Source organism: Trichocoleus sp. ST-U1 (assembly GCF_039961835.1).
GTDB lineage: Bacteria > Cyanobacteriota > Cyanobacteriia > Cyanobacteriales > FACHB-T130 > FACHB-T130.
Window position 1 is genome coordinate 1 of record NZ_JAMPJZ010000091.1, and the last position, 19,430, is coordinate 19,430.

Annotated in this window: 19 protein-coding genes and 1 pseudogene; 5 read left to right on the top strand and 15 right to left on the bottom strand. The window is 45.6% G+C overall.

Annotation, left to right across the window (positions count from 1 at the left end; all coding sequences use genetic code 11):
* Positions 1-279 precede the first annotated feature (279 nt).
* The 5 genes from NDA06_RS22565 to NDA06_RS22585 form a co-directional block, all read right to left on the bottom strand.
* Positions 280-1,224: a phosphodiester glycosidase family protein gene (locus NDA06_RS22565; protein ID WP_190987252.1), complete on the bottom strand. Its 945-nt coding sequence runs from the start codon at positions 1,222-1,224 to the stop codon at positions 280-282.
* Positions 1,225-1,418: 194 nt separating this feature from the next.
* Positions 1,419-2,033 carry a gamma-glutamylcyclotransferase gene (locus tag NDA06_RS22570; RefSeq protein ID WP_190987253.1) on the bottom strand — a complete coding sequence of 205 codons (615 nt, stop codon included), beginning with the start codon at positions 2,031-2,033 and terminating at the stop codon, positions 1,419-1,421.
* 344 nt (positions 2,034-2,377) lie between these two features.
* A complete protein-coding gene (locus tag NDA06_RS22575; RefSeq protein WP_348251867.1) occupies positions 2,378-4,039 on the bottom strand; it encodes a D-Ala-D-Ala carboxypeptidase family metallohydrolase in 1,662 nt (553 codons plus the stop codon).
* 389 nt (positions 4,040-4,428) lie between these two features.
* A complete protein-coding gene (locus NDA06_RS22580) occupies positions 4,429-5,331 on the bottom strand; it encodes a retropepsin-like aspartic protease (protein ID WP_190987069.1) in 903 nt (300 codons plus the stop codon).
* Positions 5,332-5,446: 115 nt separating this feature from the next.
* Positions 5,447-5,611, bottom strand: coding sequence for a hypothetical protein (locus tag NDA06_RS22585; RefSeq protein WP_190987068.1), 165 nt, complete (start codon positions 5,609-5,611; stop codon positions 5,447-5,449).
* Positions 5,612-5,777: 166 nt separating this feature from the next.
* Here NDA06_RS22585 and NDA06_RS22590 point away from each other — a divergent pair, with 166 nt between their 5' ends.
* Together NDA06_RS22590 and NDA06_RS22595 are read left to right on the top strand one after the other, a co-directional pair.
* Positions 5,778-6,863, top strand: coding sequence for a fatty acid desaturase (locus NDA06_RS22590; RefSeq protein ID WP_347277068.1), 1,086 nt, complete (start codon positions 5,778-5,780; stop codon positions 6,861-6,863).
* 234 nt (positions 6,864-7,097) lie between these two features.
* Positions 7,098-7,652, top strand: coding sequence for a peroxiredoxin (locus NDA06_RS22595; protein ID WP_190987066.1), 555 nt, complete (start codon positions 7,098-7,100; stop codon positions 7,650-7,652).
* Positions 7,653-7,900: 248 nt separating this feature from the next.
* Here NDA06_RS22595 and NDA06_RS22600 read toward each other — a convergent pair whose 3' ends face one another.
* From NDA06_RS22600 to NDA06_RS22630, 7 genes are all read right to left on the bottom strand, one after another.
* The gene (locus NDA06_RS22600; protein ID WP_190439742.1) at positions 7,901-8,221 is read right to left on the bottom strand and encodes a WGxxGxxG family protein; all 321 of its coding nucleotides are present in this window, start codon (positions 8,219-8,221) and stop codon (positions 7,901-7,903) included.
* 121 nt (positions 8,222-8,342) lie between these two features.
* Positions 8,343-8,651 carry a WGxxGxxG family protein gene (locus tag NDA06_RS22605; RefSeq protein ID WP_190412755.1) on the bottom strand — a complete coding sequence of 103 codons (309 nt, stop codon included), beginning with the start codon at positions 8,649-8,651 and terminating at the stop codon, positions 8,343-8,345.
* 170 nt (positions 8,652-8,821) lie between these two features.
* Positions 8,822-9,871 (bottom strand): UDP-3-O-(3-hydroxymyristoyl)glucosamine N-acyltransferase, encoded by a 1,050-nt coding sequence (gene lpxD, locus NDA06_RS22610; RefSeq protein WP_190439739.1) that lies wholly within the window; start codon positions 9,869-9,871, stop codon positions 8,822-8,824.
* A gap of 116 nt (positions 9,872-9,987) precedes the next feature.
* Positions 9,988-11,256 carry an NAD(P)/FAD-dependent oxidoreductase gene (locus tag NDA06_RS22615; protein WP_190987065.1) on the bottom strand — a complete coding sequence of 423 codons (1,269 nt, stop codon included), beginning with the start codon at positions 11,254-11,256 and terminating at the stop codon, positions 9,988-9,990.
* Positions 11,257-11,307: 51 nt separating this feature from the next.
* The gene (rd, locus tag NDA06_RS22620; RefSeq protein WP_190439734.1) at positions 11,308-11,472 is read right to left on the bottom strand and encodes a rubredoxin; all 165 of its coding nucleotides are present in this window, start codon (positions 11,470-11,472) and stop codon (positions 11,308-11,310) included.
* Between the two features lie 215 nt (positions 11,473-11,687).
* Positions 11,688-12,479, bottom strand: a complete 792-nt coding sequence (locus tag NDA06_RS22625) for a ChaB family protein (RefSeq protein WP_190527887.1) — start codon at positions 12,477-12,479, stop codon at positions 11,688-11,690.
* Positions 12,480-12,627: 148 nt separating this feature from the next.
* Positions 12,628-12,819: a hypothetical protein gene (locus NDA06_RS22630; protein ID WP_190412750.1), complete on the bottom strand. Its 192-nt coding sequence runs from the start codon at positions 12,817-12,819 to the stop codon at positions 12,628-12,630.
* 418 nt (positions 12,820-13,237) lie between these two features.
* Between NDA06_RS22630 and NDA06_RS22635 the strand changes: the two genes are divergently transcribed.
* A complete protein-coding gene (locus NDA06_RS22635) occupies positions 13,238-13,825 on the top strand; it encodes an SRPBCC family protein (protein WP_190987064.1) in 588 nt (195 codons plus the stop codon).
* A gap of 68 nt (positions 13,826-13,893) precedes the next feature.
* Here NDA06_RS22635 and NDA06_RS22640 read toward each other — a convergent pair whose 3' ends face one another.
* The gene (locus NDA06_RS22640; RefSeq protein ID WP_190987063.1) at positions 13,894-14,343 is read right to left on the bottom strand and encodes a pentapeptide repeat-containing protein; all 450 of its coding nucleotides are present in this window, start codon (positions 14,341-14,343) and stop codon (positions 13,894-13,896) included.
* Positions 14,344-14,748: 405 nt separating this feature from the next.
* On the opposite strand from NDA06_RS22640, the gene NDA06_RS22645 reads away from it, so the two are divergent.
* Complete coding sequence (locus tag NDA06_RS22645; RefSeq protein ID WP_190987062.1) at positions 14,749-15,006, top strand: ATP-binding protein; 258 nt, start codon at positions 14,749-14,751, stop codon at positions 15,004-15,006.
* A 155-nt stretch (positions 15,007-15,161) separates the two neighbouring features.
* On the top strand, positions 15,162-17,525 hold the full coding sequence (locus tag NDA06_RS22650) for a response regulator (protein WP_348251868.1): 2,364 nt from the start codon (positions 15,162-15,164) through the stop codon (positions 17,523-17,525).
* A 211-nt stretch (positions 17,526-17,736) separates the two neighbouring features.
* On the opposite strand, the gene NDA06_RS22655 is transcribed toward NDA06_RS22650, so the two are convergent.
* Together NDA06_RS22655 and NDA06_RS22660 are read right to left on the bottom strand one after the other, a co-directional pair.
* Positions 17,737-19,212, bottom strand: coding sequence for a serine/threonine-protein kinase (locus tag NDA06_RS22655; protein ID WP_348251869.1), 1,476 nt, complete (start codon positions 19,210-19,212; stop codon positions 17,737-17,739).
* Between the two features lie 71 nt (positions 19,213-19,283).
* Positions 19,284-19,430: pseudogene (locus tag NDA06_RS22660) on the bottom strand (IS630 family transposase); the annotation flags it as partial.

Genomic DNA, 19,430 nt, shown 5'->3' on the forward strand with positions numbered 1-19,430 from the left:
ATCGACATGACAAAACAAGGATTCTAAACTAAGCATGGGGTGGTGAGATGCGTTGAGAATTAGGTACTTTCAACTGTATCTGTTCCACCCCTCCTTATCCCGAACTCACGTTAAGTAAATTAATAGAGTATAGCAATATACTCGATGAGAGGTAAACTCGGTTGCATAAACCTAAACGCCGCTTGCAAAGTGTAACCTAAAAAATATCACTGTGAAGACTGTATAGAAAATGCAGATGAAACTTGAGACTTATAAATATAAAAGTAGCTTAATAAAGTTTTACTCGGTTTTATAAATTAAGAAAACTGAGCCAATTGGATTAGAGTTTTCTACATAGATTTTGTCGTTATAGTAAAAAGCTGTTGAAAACCCACCATCAAATAACATCGCTTCCTGAATATTTCCTAAACAGTGATTGTTAGAAATTCCTTTCAGGACATCATCAAACTTATCTGGATACAATGGCCCATCGGTTTCGACGTTGTTAACCAATAAAATTACATAGCCTTTGGAAGTAATCGCTGCCATTGAGCGGCTGGTTTCGTGTTGACAGGCATATTCTCCCAAGTCATTACAAATATCTTTAAATATTCCATCTTTATAAAATCTTCCATTACCTCCTACTAAGTTATAGTTTAAATTTTGCTTGTTTCTTTTCCCAATCTGAATTGTCGCTTTTCGTTCTTCTGTGCCTCCTGAAATTCCAAAGGAAGACCGCTTATCTTTAAATAAACCAGAATATTCTACCCCCCTCGAAATGTTCAAGCCTTGGGGTTTATTCTCAGGATCTATATAATCCCCGTTAATGGCTGCAATCGGTTTCTTGCCATTTAGTTTTGCATTTTCATCGGCTATAATTTCATGAAACTGTTTTGGAACATATTCTTTGCGGAATCTTCCTTTAGCATCTTTAGCATAAATTTCATGGGCTAAAGCAAGACTAACCTTAAAATCTAGTTTCGGAGATTTTGGATCAAAAATAAGAACATAATTTGCACCTTTAGCCTTTGTATTCCCTTGATGATCCGTTCTGATAAATTCTATGCTGAATTGGCATTCTTGGCTTTTGCAATCGCATAAATTATTAGCTGTATTTTCTCCGTTTATTATTTTTTGTACTTGAACTTGAGGAATCTTTGAAGCATTTTTGGAATAAATATGAATAGCGGATACAATAATGAATGTTACTAATAATATGCTTAGAAATTTTGCTTTTGTAAACATACACCAAGAATTTACAAAAAATGTATGTTTACATTTTAAGCTTAGCAATACCTAGGATGAGGGTGAAAATTAACCACCCTACAAGTATTTTAATAAATAATAAATAGGGGGGAATTGTCAGCTGTCATGAGCTTTTAGGTGTTTGCTCAGAATTTCTGATCAAAAACGAATCATTAATGACGAATGACGAACGATCAATTACCGCTAACTAAACGAACCCTAGAGACTGATGAGACCCAATGGCGCTGTTGTAACTGATGCATATGGTTAAACAGTTGCCAGCAATACTGTTCTGGAAGCCCGCAGGTTAAGGCACCGCGCAGGACAACGTTAAAGTACCAGTCATTGGGGGCGAGTTCTTCTGCTAATTTGTTAACGACAACGTAGGTACGAACGCCGGTATATGTCCGACCTTGGCAGGAAACGTTGACCATTTCCTGGCGATAACCGCCTTGAGGGACTTCTTCGCGTTCATCCAAGCGATCGCTCAATCTCCACGGTAGTCGATACAGAACTCCTTCGACTGAGGCTGATGGATCTTTCACCATATCTAAAACACCACAGTTGCGAAGCGCTGAGCGACGATAAAATCCTAGCCGATATCCTTTCAGTGTGGCAGCACCAATCACGTAACTATGGGTGTTCTCGCCGAATGTACGCTTTAAATCGACCGGGCACATACAAGAACCGTAAGCAAAATAGTAGAACATCGGCTCTGTTTGTTGCTGTTGTTGCAATCTCAATGCTGGATGTGAAGGATTATGAGATTGTACCCAGGTGTGTTTTAAGTGTCCAATGCGATCGCTCATCTATCTATAGGTATAGAAATGTTTTTACTATGGACATGATTCTAGCAGAATGTTTTTATTGTATACCTTCATATCCCGATAGGCAAACCGTAGATTAAATTTTTGTTTTCTCCTCCGGAAACCGGATAAAGATTGGTAGGGTTGAAAAAGCCAAATGTTTTGGAGTTTCCTTGCGGAAGTACAAATACAAGGTTGGGTTTCATTCCCGCACGGAGCCAACGAAACACTGGCTGCGGTTGGGTTCAACAGCGTGAAACCCAACCTATACGGAAAGATTTGTCAGCTAACCCTAACCCCTCACCATTGATGGAAAAAAGAGCTTTTGTGTACGTCTGTGCCTCACTTTAGTTTCGCCAGCGTGCCCGATAGCTTCGCGCATCAAGATGACACAGGTTCGGAAAGCTGGTGTAACGACCCAAACCACCGGGCCACCAAGGGTCGAGAGACCAGTAAAGTTGATCGCCAGAAAGACCTTCGCAGAGAAAGTCTATTGCATCTCCAACTATATGACGGCTGTATCTTGCCCCGCCAACGGCACGATTGATCGCTGGAGGTCGATACCAGCTAGTAATGATGAAGGGTCGCCCAATGCGATCGCGTGCCCTTTGTGCCAGTCTCGCAATCCGGATCATGGCATCCAGCGTCGCCTGGTTAGGAGGCATCCGGGTGCCGCCGTGGGTAGCTTCTGCCCAGGTAAAGTTGCCATCCGGAACGATGGGGGCAGACAGCTGAATATTCCTTAGCGTCCACCTGTCGGGACGCTTGGCGACAGCGATTGGGACAGGCTTGGGTGCGGCGTCCGGAGAATCTTTCCGTGCCTGATTCATGCGTTTGAGATCCTCAAATAAGGAGCGAATGGCTTGATCTCTGGTTGCCAAATCGCGCCAAAGTTGAACCAGGCGGATTAAAGCTTCTCGTTGGTGGTCGATTTCTTTATATTCAATCGGCAGACGCCGAACAAAATTCAGCAATTCTCGATCTAGCTGGGCGGCAAGATTCGATAACCTGGTGCGATCGCTTGTCGTGCCACTCAGCAGTAGAGGGTCGATTCCCAATGATGCCAGCGCGGAAGCGCGAGAGTCCAACTTTCGCCAGATCCGAACTAATTCAGTTAGCGCGTTGCGTTGGTTGCCTGAAGCTTGATAGTACTGCGGGATGCGCTGGATAAAGGCAATCAGGGCCGGATCGACAATTTTAATCCCTGTATCGGCGGAGGTGTTGTTTTTCAAAGAAGCGATCGCAACTTCCCGCGATTCTAGCTGACGCCACAGCTGGGCTAGCCGCAGCAGGGCTTCTCGCTGATAGGGATAACCGGAGTAATTGGGAGAAATTCGCTGGATAAATTGCTTGAGAGGAACATCCATCTGGGATTCCTCGAAGTTATCGCCAATGACAGTGCCAGGAGACAGCAAAGACGCGATCGCGGCTTCTTCTGTATCCATCTGACGCCACATCCGCACCACTTCCAGGGCAGCATCCCGTTGATGAGGCAAGCCAGTATAGTATTCTGGAACTCGCTCCACTAGGGTCAGTAGCGCCTTATCCAGGTAGGCAAGATTGTGGGGCAAGCCTTCTGCACTGAAATCGGTTTCGATGTCTTTTAGGTACACTTGCAGTAACGCCTTGGCATCGCTGGCTTCCAACCGCGCTGCTGTCGGTTCGCTTGCTGGCGGTGCATAACCATCAGCCACAGCTTGAATAAAGCGATCGCTGTAGCGCCCTTTTTGTACGTCCCACAGATCCGCTCCTTTCCACCCCTGAGCGACCAGATTGTTACTTAAACTGCGGATAGTATTGGCAGCATATTGCACTTGTTTGGGAAAAGAATCCACCTCCTGTAGAGGAATGCGATTCGCTGGGGAGATGCCCAGTCCCTTTTCTCCGTCCGAAAACTGCGGTGAAGATAGCACTTGATAAAGCGCTGCCAGAATCGGCTTGTGAATGCCAGTTCGTTCCGCTTCTAAGAGGTAGTAGTAATTGCGCTGGTCTGGTGTCAGTGTTGGCATAGCCAGTTTTGATAACCCACTTAACCACTCTATGACTTTGGCACCCGTTCCGAAGCTTTTCCAGAGTGATTCCTAGAATAAATATCAATCAGTGCGATCGCTAACTAAACGGCACGGTGACGCCCCAAGCGTCCGCTTTTCGGAAAGAGAAGCCAGAAAATCTAGCTTTCTCCCCTATAAGGCTACGGTGTACACACAAGTCGGCTGACCTCTCCCCAAACCCATCTCCGACACGGAGAGGGGCTTTGAATACTGCTCCCCTTCCCTACGAAGGAAGGGGTTGGGGGTTAGGTCTGAGAGCGCTTTGTCCGTACACCGTAGCCTTATAGGGGGAGGGGTAGGAAGAGGTCAAAATCCACTGTAACCAATTGAAAATCGCGCTCTTTACTTTAGCGCTGGCGACGAAACTCCACCACATCTTTTTTAATGGTGATGTCATAGCCGTCATAGAAGTCATGTCCTAGCAGTCCAATGTCCAAGTCGGGTTGTCCGATTCCTACCAGCACATCTTTGACGAGATTCCCACCCAGTTGAATCGAATTAACAAACCCAAAGTATATCCCAGCCACTCCATTCGCCGTCTTTACGTTCGCCATTCCTACAGGTTTTACCTTTAGGTCATAAGCCATCTGTCGGGTGATCAACGTTTTACTTGCCCCTGTATCCAGAAACATTTCATATTTCTTTTTGCCATCAAATGTCACGTCAACAACAGGAATCGTGTCCCCTTGTCGGCGTTTGATGGGAACCGTGAAAAAGGGTTTGTTAACGATTGCAGGTCCAATGGGTTTGGGCTTGGGCGGAGGAGCCGCTTGTTTCTGAGCCGAGGCTAGAAAGCGCTGGTATTGAGGCAGCTTCTTTTGAGCGATCGCATGGTTGCGGCTAGAAGTTGGCACAGCTTTCATTAATTCAATTGCCTCTTGCCACCGGCTGGCAACTAATTGCCAATCATCTCGGCTTTTGGCAGATTCACTAATCGCGATCGCGCCAAGGGCAGTATCAATCGCTTCGTTATAAGTGTCAGGGCCAGTCTTAATCGGTTGGTTAACGGGTGTTTTTTTAGTCGCCGTTGATGCTTTTGGCTTAGCTGTTGAGGCAGGTTTAGCCGGTTGAGTCGCAGCAGAACTGGCAACAGCCGCCACGGGACTTGCGCTAGCAGCAGGTGTTGCTGGGGCTGAGGCGGCTGGTGGACTAGGAGGGCTTGCTGCATCGTTATTACAGCCAAGAATCCCAAACGCTAGGGAGCTGGATAGAACAATCAGGGTGGTACGGCTTTGAGAGGGTTTCCACATGATTAATCGCCCGATCTTATAAGCAATTGATTTTGGAGAGGACACGGCTTTTCTGGCAAGACGGGTCTTACTACACCCTAAGGTAAGATTTTTCCGCAGATTTTTCCGGATTTAATCAGTTTCTTTTTGTTGAATGACTGTTTAACCTGCCAATTGCGATCGCTTCCCGGAAACTCTCCATGCCAGAAGGAGCCGATTGGTTGCCCCGACTTGCCGTAGTTGCGAACCCGTTCAAGCCAGTCCCTCCATCAAGGGCTGCATCAAAGTGTATTTGTTCCATACCATACTAAATGCTACATGAGCAACCGCATTTTCCACAGAATAGATTTTGTAGGTAAACAACAGCCATACTCTTGACTAATCGGTCTTTATAGCGTTAATTGCACTGATGGCGCGGCTGTAGAATAATGCCTTTTGGTCTACAGTTACGTAAAATTGGAAACTTTGTGCAATCTAAGCTCATAGAGTTAAATAATCCTGTCGAAGAAGAATTATATTTGGGTGACTCAGAACCCCCCTTTACCCTTCAAGACTTGAAAGCCGCCATTCCCCCAGAGTGCTTTGTGCCCTCCACCAAGCGATCGCTGTTCTATTTTCTAGTGGATGTAGGGATAATCGGCATCCTCTACGCGATCGCTAGCTACCTGGATTCCTGGTGGTTTTGGCCTGTATTTTGGTTGGCGCAGGGAACGATGTTCTGGGCGTTGTTTGTCGTCGGACACGACTGCGGTCACGGTTCTTTTTCCAGAAAAAAATGGGTAAATAACCTGATTGGGCATTTGGCACACATTCCCATCCTCGTGCCGTATCATGGGTGGCGTATCAGCCACCGAACTCACCACAAAAATACCGGCAACATTGACACGGATGAAAGCTGGTATCCCGTTACAGAAAGCCAGTATCGAGAGATGCCCGGGTATGAAAAATTTGTCCGCTTTAATGCCTTAGCCTTACTAGTGGCTTATCCGTTGTACTTGTTTAAAGGGACTCCTGGAAAGCCTGGTTCTCACTTTCTCCCCAGTAACCCTGTGTTTCGACCCTCAGAAAAATGGGATGTCATCACTAGCGCAACCCTCTGGACGCTGATGCTGGGTTGCTTGGGCTGGTTAACTTATCAGTGGGGCTGGATGTGGCTGGTCAAATATTATGTAGGCCCCTACGAGGTTTTTGTCGTCTGGCTGGCATTGGTAACATTTCTGCACCATACCGACCCGGATATTCCTTGGTATCGTGGGAAAGACTGGTATTTTCTCAAGGGTGCCTTATCTACGATTGACCACGACTATGGGTTTATCAATAATATTCACCATAATATTGGCACCCATGTAGCTCATCACATATTCCTCAGCATTCCTCACTACCACCTGAAGACAGCAACTGAGGCGATTAAACCTATTTTGGGCAATTACTACCGAAAATCCGAGCGGTCAGTTTTCCAAGCCTTCCTACGCTCTAACCCTTCTTGCCATTTTGTAACGGATACAGGGGCGAAGGTCTACTACAAATCTAAAAAAGAACTCCAAAAAGACTAATACAGTCATTTCCTGAGTTCGCAGTAGAGGCGCAAAGTTTTGCGCCTCTACTTGATTAAAATTTTGATGGTTTGATTCCAAACACGCTTAACCCTTACCTCTCCGTTCAATGAACCCTTCTGGGCTAGCCTGACAGACTGCGACCCCCATTAACCAGGAATAGTCATATCAGATAAAAGTGGAGAGCGAATTAAAACTGTAAACTTATGTTAAGTTCAGTTTTCGCTTTTCATCATGAATTCCCGTCGCATCTTCCTCAATACTCTATTGGCAAGTTTTTTCGCCCTCATCACCTGGTTGAGCATTACACCATCAGCGGCTGCACTTGGCGGCAAGCTGCCCACGGTAAATCAATCGGCTCCAGAGTTTACCCTGCCAACGAATACCGGCGATGGCGAAGTCTCCCTCTCCGATTACCGGGGTCAATGGGTGGTTCTCTACTTTTATCCCCAAGACTTCACCTCTGGTTGCACTCTAGAAGCCCGCAGATTTCAGCAAGACTTGCCGAAATACCTGGATAAAAATACTCAAATTATTGGCGTCAGTGCTGATTCTGTTGATTCTCATGCCAAGTTCTGCGATTCCGAAAAGCTGAAGTTTCCACTGCTGGCTGATACAGATGGCAAGGTGAGCAAAGCTTACGGTTCTTGGATTGGATTTGTCTCGATGCGCCACACCTTCATTGTCGATGCACAGGGAGTGCTACGCGAGACATTTACAGGGATCAATCCTGCAATTCACAGTAGCGAGGTTTTGGTACGTCTAAATGAATTGCAGGCAGCATCCTAAAGCGGCTAATGACTCAGCAAAGCCGTGAAAATCAACATCGTTTGTGCAAGCTGATCATCGGTAATCGGCAATAAGTTCTTGTCAGTATTCCCGATAAGCTCATGCACATTCAAGAGGATTGCTATATTAGCAAAAAGCATAAATAACAAAATTCCTGATGGATATTCGTCTCCACCAGGAATTATTAAAGTTGTTTCTAAAACGTAGTTGTCAATGTTACGTAACTACGGCGAAACTTGTGTTGTACTTTACCGACGATAAGTAGAAGAAGTGGCTTCATTTGGGTCGCGGTAAGCTACACGGTCGTCGTGTTTACGACCAGCTAAACCAGCTAAACCAGCTAAACCCAGCAGTCCTAACCAACCCCAATTAGAATCGCGATCGCCTTCATAATCGGCGTTGTTTACGCCTTGACTCGGAGCAGTGGTGGTGGTGTCGGGAGCTGTATTGGTGGTACCGGGAGCTGAACTATCGGTCTGGGCGGAAGCAGGTAGGGTCATGGGAACCAAAGCGACGCTAGCTGCAAGAACACCAGCACTCACCAATTTGGACAAGTTTGAATTTTTCATGTTTAAATCTCCTGTTCTTATGTTTCCAATCGATGGATTTCCAACAGGACGACATCCAGCAAATTGGTTTTAAAAGTGACGGACAGACAATAAATGTCTATGAACAAGCTGTTAATCAGCTTTAGCGGCGATAAGTAGAGGAACCGACTTCGTTGGGATCGCGGTAAGCGGTCGTTTCGTGATTCTTACGACCTGCAAGACCTGCCAAACCAGCTAAGCCCAACAATCCTAACCAACCCCAATCAAAACCGCGATCGCCTTCAGTATTTGTATTTGTATTGTCTACGCCTTGGCTAGGAGCTGTATTGGTGGTACCGGGAGATGTAGTCGTATCAGTCTGGGCAGAAGCAGGTAGGGTCATGGGAACCAGAGCGACGCTAGCTGCAAGAACACCAGCACTCATTAGTTTAGACAAGTTTGAATTTTTCATGGGTGAATCTCCTCTTTTGTTACTCTTAATTTATACGAGTATCAAGAGAATCCAAATCCCTCTATAGCTGGAAACTCCTGCTTGTGTTTGTTATCACTCAAGAGATAGAAAAAGCCTTTTACAGGAGATGAATATATACGGCTTTAGCCGTATATACATTTCTGTAAATTTTATTTCTTGTCTCCTAGGTGTCGTTGTAGCTGCCTGAGAGTTTGATACATCTCCGGGAGACGATGGTAGATGGCTGCTGCTTTTAGGAATACTTTGTGGGGAATCGCTGGGACGCCAGTAACAATGGCACCAGGTTCAATATCATTGTGGATGCCTGCTTTGGCAGTAGCGATCGCGCCATCTCCAATATGCGCTTGATTCGCAATCCCTACCTGTCCGGCTAATAGCACGCGATTGCCGACAGTAACGCCGCCTGCCATCCCTACCTGTCCGGCTAAGGCGCAGTTGGAGCCTACCTTACAGCCGTGACCGATATGCACCAAGTTATCAATTTTGGTGTTGTGGGCGACGCGGGTTTCCCCCACAGCGGGGCGGTCAATGGTGCTATTGCAACCCACTTCGACGCCATCTTCCAGAACAGTGTAGCCAGACTGCTCCATTTTGAACCAGCCAGTCGGAGTGGGGACAAACCCAAAGCCTTCCGCACCGAGGACAGCACCGCTATGAATGACGCAATCTGCGCCGATGCGGGTGCGTTCGTGAATGGAACAATTAGCGTGTAATACCGTGCGATCGCCTATCTGCACGTCTGGGTAAATGACTACATTCGGGTGAATGATGACAGCATTTCCAATCTCTGTACCCGCCTCAAGGACTGCATGAGCGCCGATGTAAACATCTTGACCAATTTTGGCGTCGGGATGAATGACTGCTGTGGGATGGATTGCTGGCCCTGGACGGAAGGGTTTATAGAAAAGCGCGATCGCGGCGGCAAACATTAATCGCGGATCGGATACCGCAATCCAGGCAATTCGCCGCTCAGATGCTTGTGCTTGTAACTTTTCATCCGGCGGTAAAATTAAGGCACTGGCAAAGGTTTTTCCCACAAAAGCCGCAAATTTCGCGCCCTCTATGTAGCTGAGTGTGCCAATGGCAGCCTCATCGACGGGTGCTACTCCCGTAATTTCCGGGTTGCAATCTGTATTTGAGGTCAAACTATTGCAGGCGGCAGTAGTACCCAGTTTTTCGACAATTTCGTGAAATTTCATCGGCATATTCATGGACAACTGTAAATGAATTGGCAGCTATACAAGAGATTCATCAAGTATTCGCACCGCCAAGACACAATTAAAAATTAAATTTTTGGGTTTTTAATTTTTAATTTTTAATTTTTAATTTCTTCGTTGCCCATTGCCTGACCCGCTAAGTAAGCAGTCGTCCAGGCACTCTGAAAGTTAAAGCCACCCGTGACGCCGTCAATATCGAGGATTTCTCCGGCAAAGTAAAGTCCCGGACAGATGCGGCTTTCCATTGTCTTAAAGTTCACTTCCTTTAAGTTGACGCCGCCACAGGTAACGAATTCTTCCTTAAAGACACCCTTCCCCTGAATTTGGTACTTACCCTCGGAAAGTTCTTGAATTAGCTGATTGAGAACTTTATTAGATAATTCCGCCCAACGCTGTTCCCCACTAATCCCCACAGCAGCAATTAAACTCTGCCAGAGGCGTCGAGGTAAGGGCAGCGGACAACTGGTAGAAATGGCGCGTTGGGGCAATTGGGACTTGACCGCCAAAAGCATTTCCCGCAGCTTTTCCGGGTTGTACTGGGGTAGCCAATTAATTTGCAACGTTGTTCGATAATTGCAATCGTGCAGCATTCTAGCTGCCCAAGCCGACAGTTTCAAGGCAGCAGGGCCACTCAAACCCCAGTGGGTAATCAGTAATGGTCCGATTTGTTCTAACTGAGTTTTACCGACACCCAAACGCAGACGCGCACTTTCCACGCTGACTCCGGCTAAATCTTGCAACCGGGTGTCGGAAATCGTAAAGGTGAATAGAGAGGGAACGGGTGGTTCAATCGTGTGTCCTAAAGTTTTTGCCCAGCGGTAGCCTTGGGGATTGCTGCCGGTAGCGAGGAGAATGCGATCGCACTTGAAGATCTCTCCTGACTTCAACTGGATCTCAAAGCCGGTGTCGAGTGGTTGATTCAATGAAGTCACTTGCCGGAAAATCTTATCAACAGGTGTTCCCCTGCGAATCTGCACTCCAGATGCCCTTGCTGCCTCAAACAGACAATCCACAATAGTTTCGGAACTATCTGTAATTGGAAACATCCGTCCATCCGGTTCAGTTTTCAATTGGACGCCGCGATCGCTAAACCAAACGACTGTATCTTTAGCTTGGAAACGACTAAAAGCCCCCCGAAGTGCTTTCCCGCCTCTGGGGTAATATTGCACTAAACCAGCCGGGTCAAAGCAAGCATGAGTAACATTGCATCGCCCGCCGCCAGAAATCCGAACTTTAGATAAGGGTTGTCGTCCTGCTTCTAACAAAATTACTTGCGCCTGGGGATAAGTTTCGGCACAGGTAATTGCACCAAAAAACCCCGCTGCCCCACCGCCAATCACTACTACTTTTAAAGGTTGCACAATCAAGCTATTGCCGATTTTACGGAATATTTTCCGTACAGATGCGATATCATCTCCCTACCCGTCGTATGGTTCAAAATCCCCTTTTGTGGCTCCACACGTAGGACATACCCAGTCTTCCGGGATATCTTCAAATGCCGTACCCGGTTGGATACCGCTATCTGGGTCGCCTTGTTGTTGATCGTAGATGTAGTTGCAAACTGTACATATATACTTCTTCATTATCGCTCCTCAACATTTGCCTATACATAATACTAAAAGCCGACGTAATCGAAATTACATCGGCTTTTGCAGAACCCATTGTTCATCTTCGAGAAACTTAAGTTTTGAGCCAAGGACTATCGCTGAATCGCACTTGCCTTAAGCCGAATCAAAAGTTTTGAAACCCACGCCAGCAGGTTAATTCTCTTGTAGACGCATTTTCAACCGCCCAGTTGCTACAGCTTTGCTTTAGCCTTCGACCAAAAGCCGTGTTCATCTTGTTCAAATTGATCAGAAACAACATCCCAAGCATGATGGTCAGCTTTGGATTCATCGCCAGAGTCTTCTAGCGCTTTGTTGTAATTGGCGATAAATGTCCTTTGAGCATCCTCTGAGAGGTGAGAACGAACTTCCGGGGACAAATCGCTAGGACTTTCCAGTTTCCCAGCGCGTTTGCGGGGTAATGTGGTTTCGCTGGTATGCACTTCTTCGCCACCAGCACTTTCTAGCAGCAGCTGAATTTCACCGGATTGATTGGCAGAGACTTCTACAACTACCAGAAAATCTCCAGCTTCGACGCGAGTTTGATAAATGGCAGCTTTGTCTTCTGGCATTCCCAAAGCGACCAAAGCAGAAACTAAACCAGCGCCCGCTGCACCCGCTAAAGCACCACTCGCTGCACCCAGTAACGCCGCACCAATGGGTCCTGCCGCGACGACTGAACCTACAAAAGGAATGAACAGCACTCCCACACCAGTCAGCAAGCCAAGGGCTGAACCAAACAAGGAACCAAAGATGCCGCCGCTTCTCAGCCCGCCTAAAATCACATCTTTTTTGGTGATGAATCCAGCAATGCGAGTTTCGGAATGAAAGTTTTTGCCGATTACTGAAATATCGTCGCGGGAAATCCCCCGATCGAGCAAGCGGTGAATCACTTTCTCAATTTGTTCGCGTTCTTTGAAAACGGCTGAGATACTGCGTTCTACTGTGGAAACACTTGGCTGTGTAGTTGGGTTTGTCGCGGTCATTCACTTCTCCTGAAATTTGTTTTTTAATTTTTGTTAATTTCTCTTGGAGAATAGCGAACATAACAATTCCAGCGAATCGCCCCGAAGGTTGATATTAAATGTATTTAAAGATACTAAATGACTTAACAAACTTTGAAAAAGAAAGCAATTATCGGCGAGTGCGCTGAACGCCGTAAGTAATCCCACTCGCAATTGAAAGCAAAATTAATATCCAGATAACGCCGCCAGGGATGAACGTGAGAATTCCAAATCCTCGCAACAGATACACCGCAATTGTCAGCCCTACAACACTGGCAAAAATAGAAGAAATCAGGGTTTCAGGGTTAGGAGTTTGGCTCACAGACTCGACCAAATAAATGGTTAAAACAGAATATTGCCATCGGCTACGTCCGCCCAAGCTGCGAATGCCGCCGAGGATACCAGCAACCAAGGTAAAGAGAACTAACGCCCAGATGACGTAGTCAGGAAGCTGCTTCAGAACGCCCGATCCTTTCAGCACCCCGATAATCGCTGTAATCACTAAAGCAATGCCAGCGATACAACAAAATTGCGGTGCCTGGGTTGGGAGAGCAACTCACGTTCCTTGGCTCCTGACATGCTTGAGGAATTATGGTCATCATTGTTACATACTGAGTTGCTGAAACAGCGATGTAGGATCAAATTAGGAGATTAGCCAACATACCTTGCCTTCCACGTCCGAGACAACCTGTGTTAGCTTGACATCGAATTACTATTGATTGAGGAGTAGCTGAGTCAGTATGAGTATACTTTTTCCGTCGGACTCGATGGATGCCGCCTCAGACTTGTCGCTGAGCAAGAGATACTCAACGGCGCTTTTGCAAGGTGAGATTTTGATAGAAACGCAATTGCGTTCTACTTGGGGGGGTGCTGTTACTGCCCAAATGTATTTGCCAAACGAGCGATCGCTCGTTTGGCAACAAGTGACAGACTATCCCCGTTGGGTGCAATATTTCCCAGATGTTACTCACTCTGAGGTACTGCACTCCAACGTCTCCTCGCCTGTTGGCTTACCGGAAGGGACGAGTTCCAAGAGTGTTTACCAAGTTGCCACGAAAACTTTCCTGTTTCTCAGTCTTCAGGTTGAGGCTTATCTGAGTGTGTCTGAGATCGTGCAGCAGGAAATTCATTTTCGCTTGGAAAAAGGTACTTTTACCGATTTCTGTGCTGACTTAAGTTTGCAAGATTACGAGAATGGCACTTTGCTCACCTATACAGTAAAAGCAACGCCCAATATCCCGGTGCCGTCAATTTTCATCGAACAGGCAATGCAACTAGAATTGCCTGTGAATATGCGAACTATGCGCCAGGTGATGTGCGGCAGTTAAAAGAGGCGATCGCGTTTAGTTCTAAATGCACCTAAATTATCGGGGATAACGATACCAGGCAGAATCCTTCATCGGATATCTGTCTGGTATAAATTAGCACTGTTTAAGTCAGCCCCAAGCAAGTTGGCATTTTTCAGCTTGGCACCTGTCAAGTTTGCAAATCTCAAAGTCGCTTTTTGCAGGTCAGCACCTTCTAAGTTGGCATCCGTTAAGCGCGTAAATCTTAGGATGGCATTTTGTAAGTTAGCGTTTCTGAGCTGGGCGCGATCTAAGTCCGCTACGTATAAGTTAGCACCAGCCAGATTGGCTCCGGTTAGGTTGGCTTTCCTTAAGTTAGCCCGTTGCAGGTTCGCTTCTCTCAAGTCGGCACCGCTTAAATCAGCACCGGAAAGGTCGCACCCTACGCATTCTTTCGTTTCCAGCAATCGTTTGACGTGCCCCATATTTGCCGCTTGTACGGGCGTCGCCAGCGATAGCGGCACCGATAAAGCGGCGGCAACCAGTATTGTGAGTTTCATGACGTTTTTCGCCTCCTAAGCTTATTATCCAGCGAGGCGTTATCTCTGAGGAGAAAGAAAACCGCCACATTTGTCTATCCAATTGGGTTGGTTGAATCATTTAAAACTGTTTCTTATATGACGTTTGCAATAAACATTGAAAATTTAATAAATTTTTAATACTAAAAATACAAACAAAAGTTTCGGTTATCAAAAGCTAAAAAATTTATAAATTCGTTACGCTTCTTGACGATTTGGTGTAATTTTAAATAAGGAAAAATATCTTAAAATCTATACAAAGGTGGATTGCTTGCAGTCCAGATCAAGGGCAAAAAAAGGAACCCTTTAAAAATGCGGTTAGGAATTGGTAAATCCTCTTGATTAAAGGAAGTTTATAAACCCATCTTCAGACGCGAGGCGATCTAATTGCGGCAAGTTTTAATTAACTTACTTCGCAATGCAGTCAAGTTTACAGAAATTGGCGTTATAACTTTCAAAGTGGGCTACCAAACGGAGAGAACCCAGTTTCAGGTGGAAGATAGAGGAATTGGTATTGCACCGGATGCAAAAGGAACGGGATTAAAATTGGCAATTCGCTGTCAATTAGTTCAACTGATGAGTGGCGCATTCAAAGTCAAGAGTACCCTCCGCCTGCCAAGGAAATCGCAGACTTGCTCGATCTAGGCAAGGAAAGACGATTTTAGAGGCGTCGTAGAGCGATCGCTTACCTTGAGGGGTTGGATCGGCAGTTGATTCCGTATACTACCCATTTTGTCAATTCGGTAAGGTTTTAAAGAGAAACAAGTCTTATAGTTCATTACAGAATTTAAGAGGTATGAATGAGTGTTGATACGGTTGAAAAAGGAGTTATCTTAATCGTTGATGACACTCCTACCAATTTGGGAATGCTGTTCGATTTCCTGGCTCATTCCGGCTTCCAAGTTTTAGTGGCTGAAGATGGCGAAAGTGCAATTGAAAGCGCTGAATATGCTTCACCCGACCTAATTTTATTAGATGTACTCATGCCCGGAATAGATGGATTTGAAACTTGCCGCCGCCTAAAAGCGAATCAAGTAACTCAAGATATTCCCGTAATTTTTATGACCGCTCTGAGTGAGACAGTGGATAAGGTCAAAGGGTTGAATCTTGGGGCGGTAGATTATATTACTAAACCGCTCCAGCATGAAGAAGTTTTAGCCCGTGTCAGTATCCACCTGCGCCTGCGTTGCTTGACCAAAAAACTGATAGATCAAAATGTACGTTTAGAACAGGAGATATGCGAACGCAAACAAGCAGAAGCAGAACGAGAGCAAGCATTTATAGCGCTTCAGGAAAGCGAAGCTCGATTTAGATGCTTGGTGGAATCGAATATTATTGGGATTATTTTCGCAGATTTTCGGGGCAATATTACCGAAGCGAATGATGCCTTTCTACAGATGGTGGGATATGAGCGGGAGGAACTGCCAACGGGAGGTTTGCGTTGGGATGAAATTACTCCGCCCGAATATCGCCATTTAGACGAAGACGCGATCGCACAATTCCTCAGTTCTGGCAATTGTACTCCCTACGAGAAAGAATTTATTTCCAAAGATGGTCGTCGCGTTCCAGTGATGATTGGTGCAGCGCTGATGGAACCATCTCAACCAAACGTTGTCGGTTTTGTCCTTGACATCACCGAGCGCAAACAGGCAGATCGGAAAATCCAAGAACAAGCGGCTTTGCTTGATATTACAACCGATGCAATTCTCGTCCGAGACCTGAACAACCAAATCCTATTTTGGAACAAAGGGGCTGAACGTTTGTACGGATGGAAGACAGAAGAAGTTTTTGGTAAGAATGCTAATCAACTTTTATACAAGGAAATTTCACCACAACTCCAAAAAAATCAGAATATTCTTGCCCAAGAAAACGAGTGGCAGGGTGAATTGCATCAAGTCACAAAAGACGGGAAAAATATTATCGTTGCAAGTCGCTGGACTCTCGTTCGGGATGAAGAAGAACAACCCAAATTTATCTTAACTGTTAATACCGATATTACAGAGAGGAAACAACTCGAAGCCCAGTTTCTTCGGGCACAGCGCATGGAGAGTATCGGCACTCTGGCAAGCGGGATTGCCCACGATCTCAACAATGCCCTAGCACCTGTATTAATGTCTGTTCAAATCTTGGAACACAAACTTCAGGATGAGCAGAGCCGGCGAATCCTAAAAACACTAGAAACCAATACTCAACGAAGTGCCGATCTCGTTAAACAAGTGCTGTCATTTGTGCGAGGAGTCGAAGGGAAGCGAACCACCTTGCAAGTAAGGCACATTATTAAAGAAATTGAGCAGATTGTTAAACAGACATTTTCTAGAGCGATTGAAATCCGCACCGATATCCCGATGCTCGATCTTTGGACTATTTCTGGGGATGCAACTCAGCTGCACCAAGTATTGATGAATCTCTGTGTAAATGCTAGGGATTCGATGCCAAACGGGGGAACTTTAGAGCTTTGTGCCAGGAATTTGTGGGTTGAAGAACACTATGCCCGGATGAATCTTGATGCTAAGGTTGGCCCTTACGTTGTCATTACTGTATCCGATACAGGGATGGGAATCTCAAGGGAAATAATAGATAGAATCTTTGAGCCATTTTTCACCACAAAAGAGATAGGACAAGGTACTGGGTTAGGTCTTTCAACGGTGATGGGTATCGTTAAAAGTCACGGTGGATTTGTGCAGGTACTTAGCGAAGTGGGGCAAGGAACGCAGTTTTATATTTACTTACCCGTAACGCAGGCAACGATACCAGATGAGACGAAAAGCTTGCCTCATGAATTGCCTAGAGGACAAGGAGAATTAATTCTCGTTGTTGATGATGAATATTCAATTCGAGAGCTTACGAAAATTTCTCTAGAAACCTATAATTACAAGGTTTTAACCGCTACTGATGGAGTGGAGGCATTGGTGCTATATGCAGAACACAAGCAAGATATTAACGCTGTATTAGTCGATATGATGATGCCAGCTATGGATGGTATAACGACTATCCGGGCTTTGCAAAAAATCAATCCACAGGTCAAGATTATTGCAGTTAGCGGCCTTACATCTAATTACCAGATAACTGAAATCGCTGGTAATAACGTCAAAACATTTTTACCAAAGCCCTACACGTCAGAGGAATTGTTGAAAAATATACAGGTGGTTCTTGGTAAAAATTAGAAAATTTTGTTTTTCTATGATTGGTAGCGTTTCAGATACCCGACTTTTTTAAAAAGTCGAGTATCTCGCCTTCACGTTGCAGCTCAATTTTATCTAATGCCCAAAGAATGGACTAGAAGCGATCGCGCTTTGGATCAGTTCTCACCCGGCTAATCACGCTTTACATCAGTTCTTACCCAGCTAATCGCGCTTTGCAACAGTTCTCGTCCAGTTAATCGCGCCGCCAAATCTTGATAGTCTTGTCGTCGCTGCCACTGACAAGAGTCTGCCCATCCGGACTAAAAGCAACCGAATAAACCGAATTTGAATGCTCAGTGAGAGTGTGAATCAGCTTACCACTGTCCATCGACCAAAGTTTGATGGTGTGGCCTTCACTACCAGTGGCTAAAGTCTGCCCATCTGGACTAAAAGCAACCGAATAAACCCGGCTTAAATGCCCCGTGAAAGTGCGAATCAGCTTGCCACTGTCCACCTGCCACAGCTTGATGCTGTAGTCCTGACTGCTACTGGCAAGAGTCTGCCCATCTGGACTGATAGCTATAGCTATAGAACGAACCCAGCTTGAATGCCCGGTGAGGGTGTGAATCAGCTTGCCACTGTCCACCTGCCACAGCTTAATGGTTTTGTCATTGCTGCCACTGGCAAGAGTCTGCCCATTCGGACTGATAGCGATAGAACGAACCCAGCTTGAATGCCCTATGAAAGTGCGGATACATCTCCAATTCTGGGGCTTGAGCGGTGGTGGTGCAGGTGTCGTTGCTTGTGGTTTTGGCGGTGGTGGGGTAGGTACAGCATTCAAGTCTTTCAACACTTCATCTGCTGATTGATAGCGTTCTTTCACATAATCTTTCAGTAACTTATCCAAAACTTGACTCAGTTGGCTGCTGACATTTTTCCCCTTTTCCCTCAGATGTTCTTTCCATAGCCAGCAGCCCTCTAATGGATCGTAAAGTTCATCAAGTTTGGTTGCTGTCAGCAGATGAATGCAGGTAACGCCTAAACTGTATAAGTCGCTGGCTGGATAAGCTTTACCGCTGCGAAATTGCTCGATGGGTGCGTAGCCTTCTGTGCCAGCTTTTGTGCCTGTTTTAGTTAAACCAGTGCCGACTGTTAATTTTTTAGAAATGCCAAAATCAATTAGGACGAATTTGCCATCTCTTTTACGTTTAATAATATTCGTCGGCTTGATATCCCGGTGAATCACCTGATGTTCGTGGACAAATTGCAGCACCGGCAATAAATCATTTAATAAATCTCGAATTTGCTCTTCTGTGAATGCTTGCTGCCGTTCCAAGTTTTGACCTAATTCCTGCCCTTCGATATATTGCTGCACCAGATACAGGCGTTTATCTTGCTCGAAATAGGCAAATAAACTAGGAATTTGTGGATGTTGTTCTCCCAGTTGCAGTAGCTGCCTCGCTTCTTGCTCAAATAGCTGGGTTGCCTTCTGCATCGCCGCTGAATTGCCTTGAATTTCGGGCACTGGCAAAAATTGCTTAATTACACAAGCAGCTTTTAGCCTATCTGCATCTTCAGCCAAGAAAGTTCTACCAAATCCACCCTCGCCAATGGGCGCGATCGCGCGGTATCGATCCTTGAGCAGTAACTTCGTTCCGCAACTTGTACAAAAGTTTGTGCCAACAGGGTTTTGAGGCTTGTTGCAACCTGAATTCAGGCAATAGCTCATAGACAGAAAATCGGCAGATTGCGTCTATGATAAAGCTTTTTGTGGAGCGGACATCTCTCCTGTATAAGTGCTTAAGCAAAATTAATTACATATTCGGTTCCGACTTTTTTTAGCACATTTTTGACATACTTTACTAAACTTTTCCAGTCCCGATAAGCCTCTATCTCTATCCATTCATATTTCATAAACTTCCATAAGATTTCAATTAAGTTGAGTTC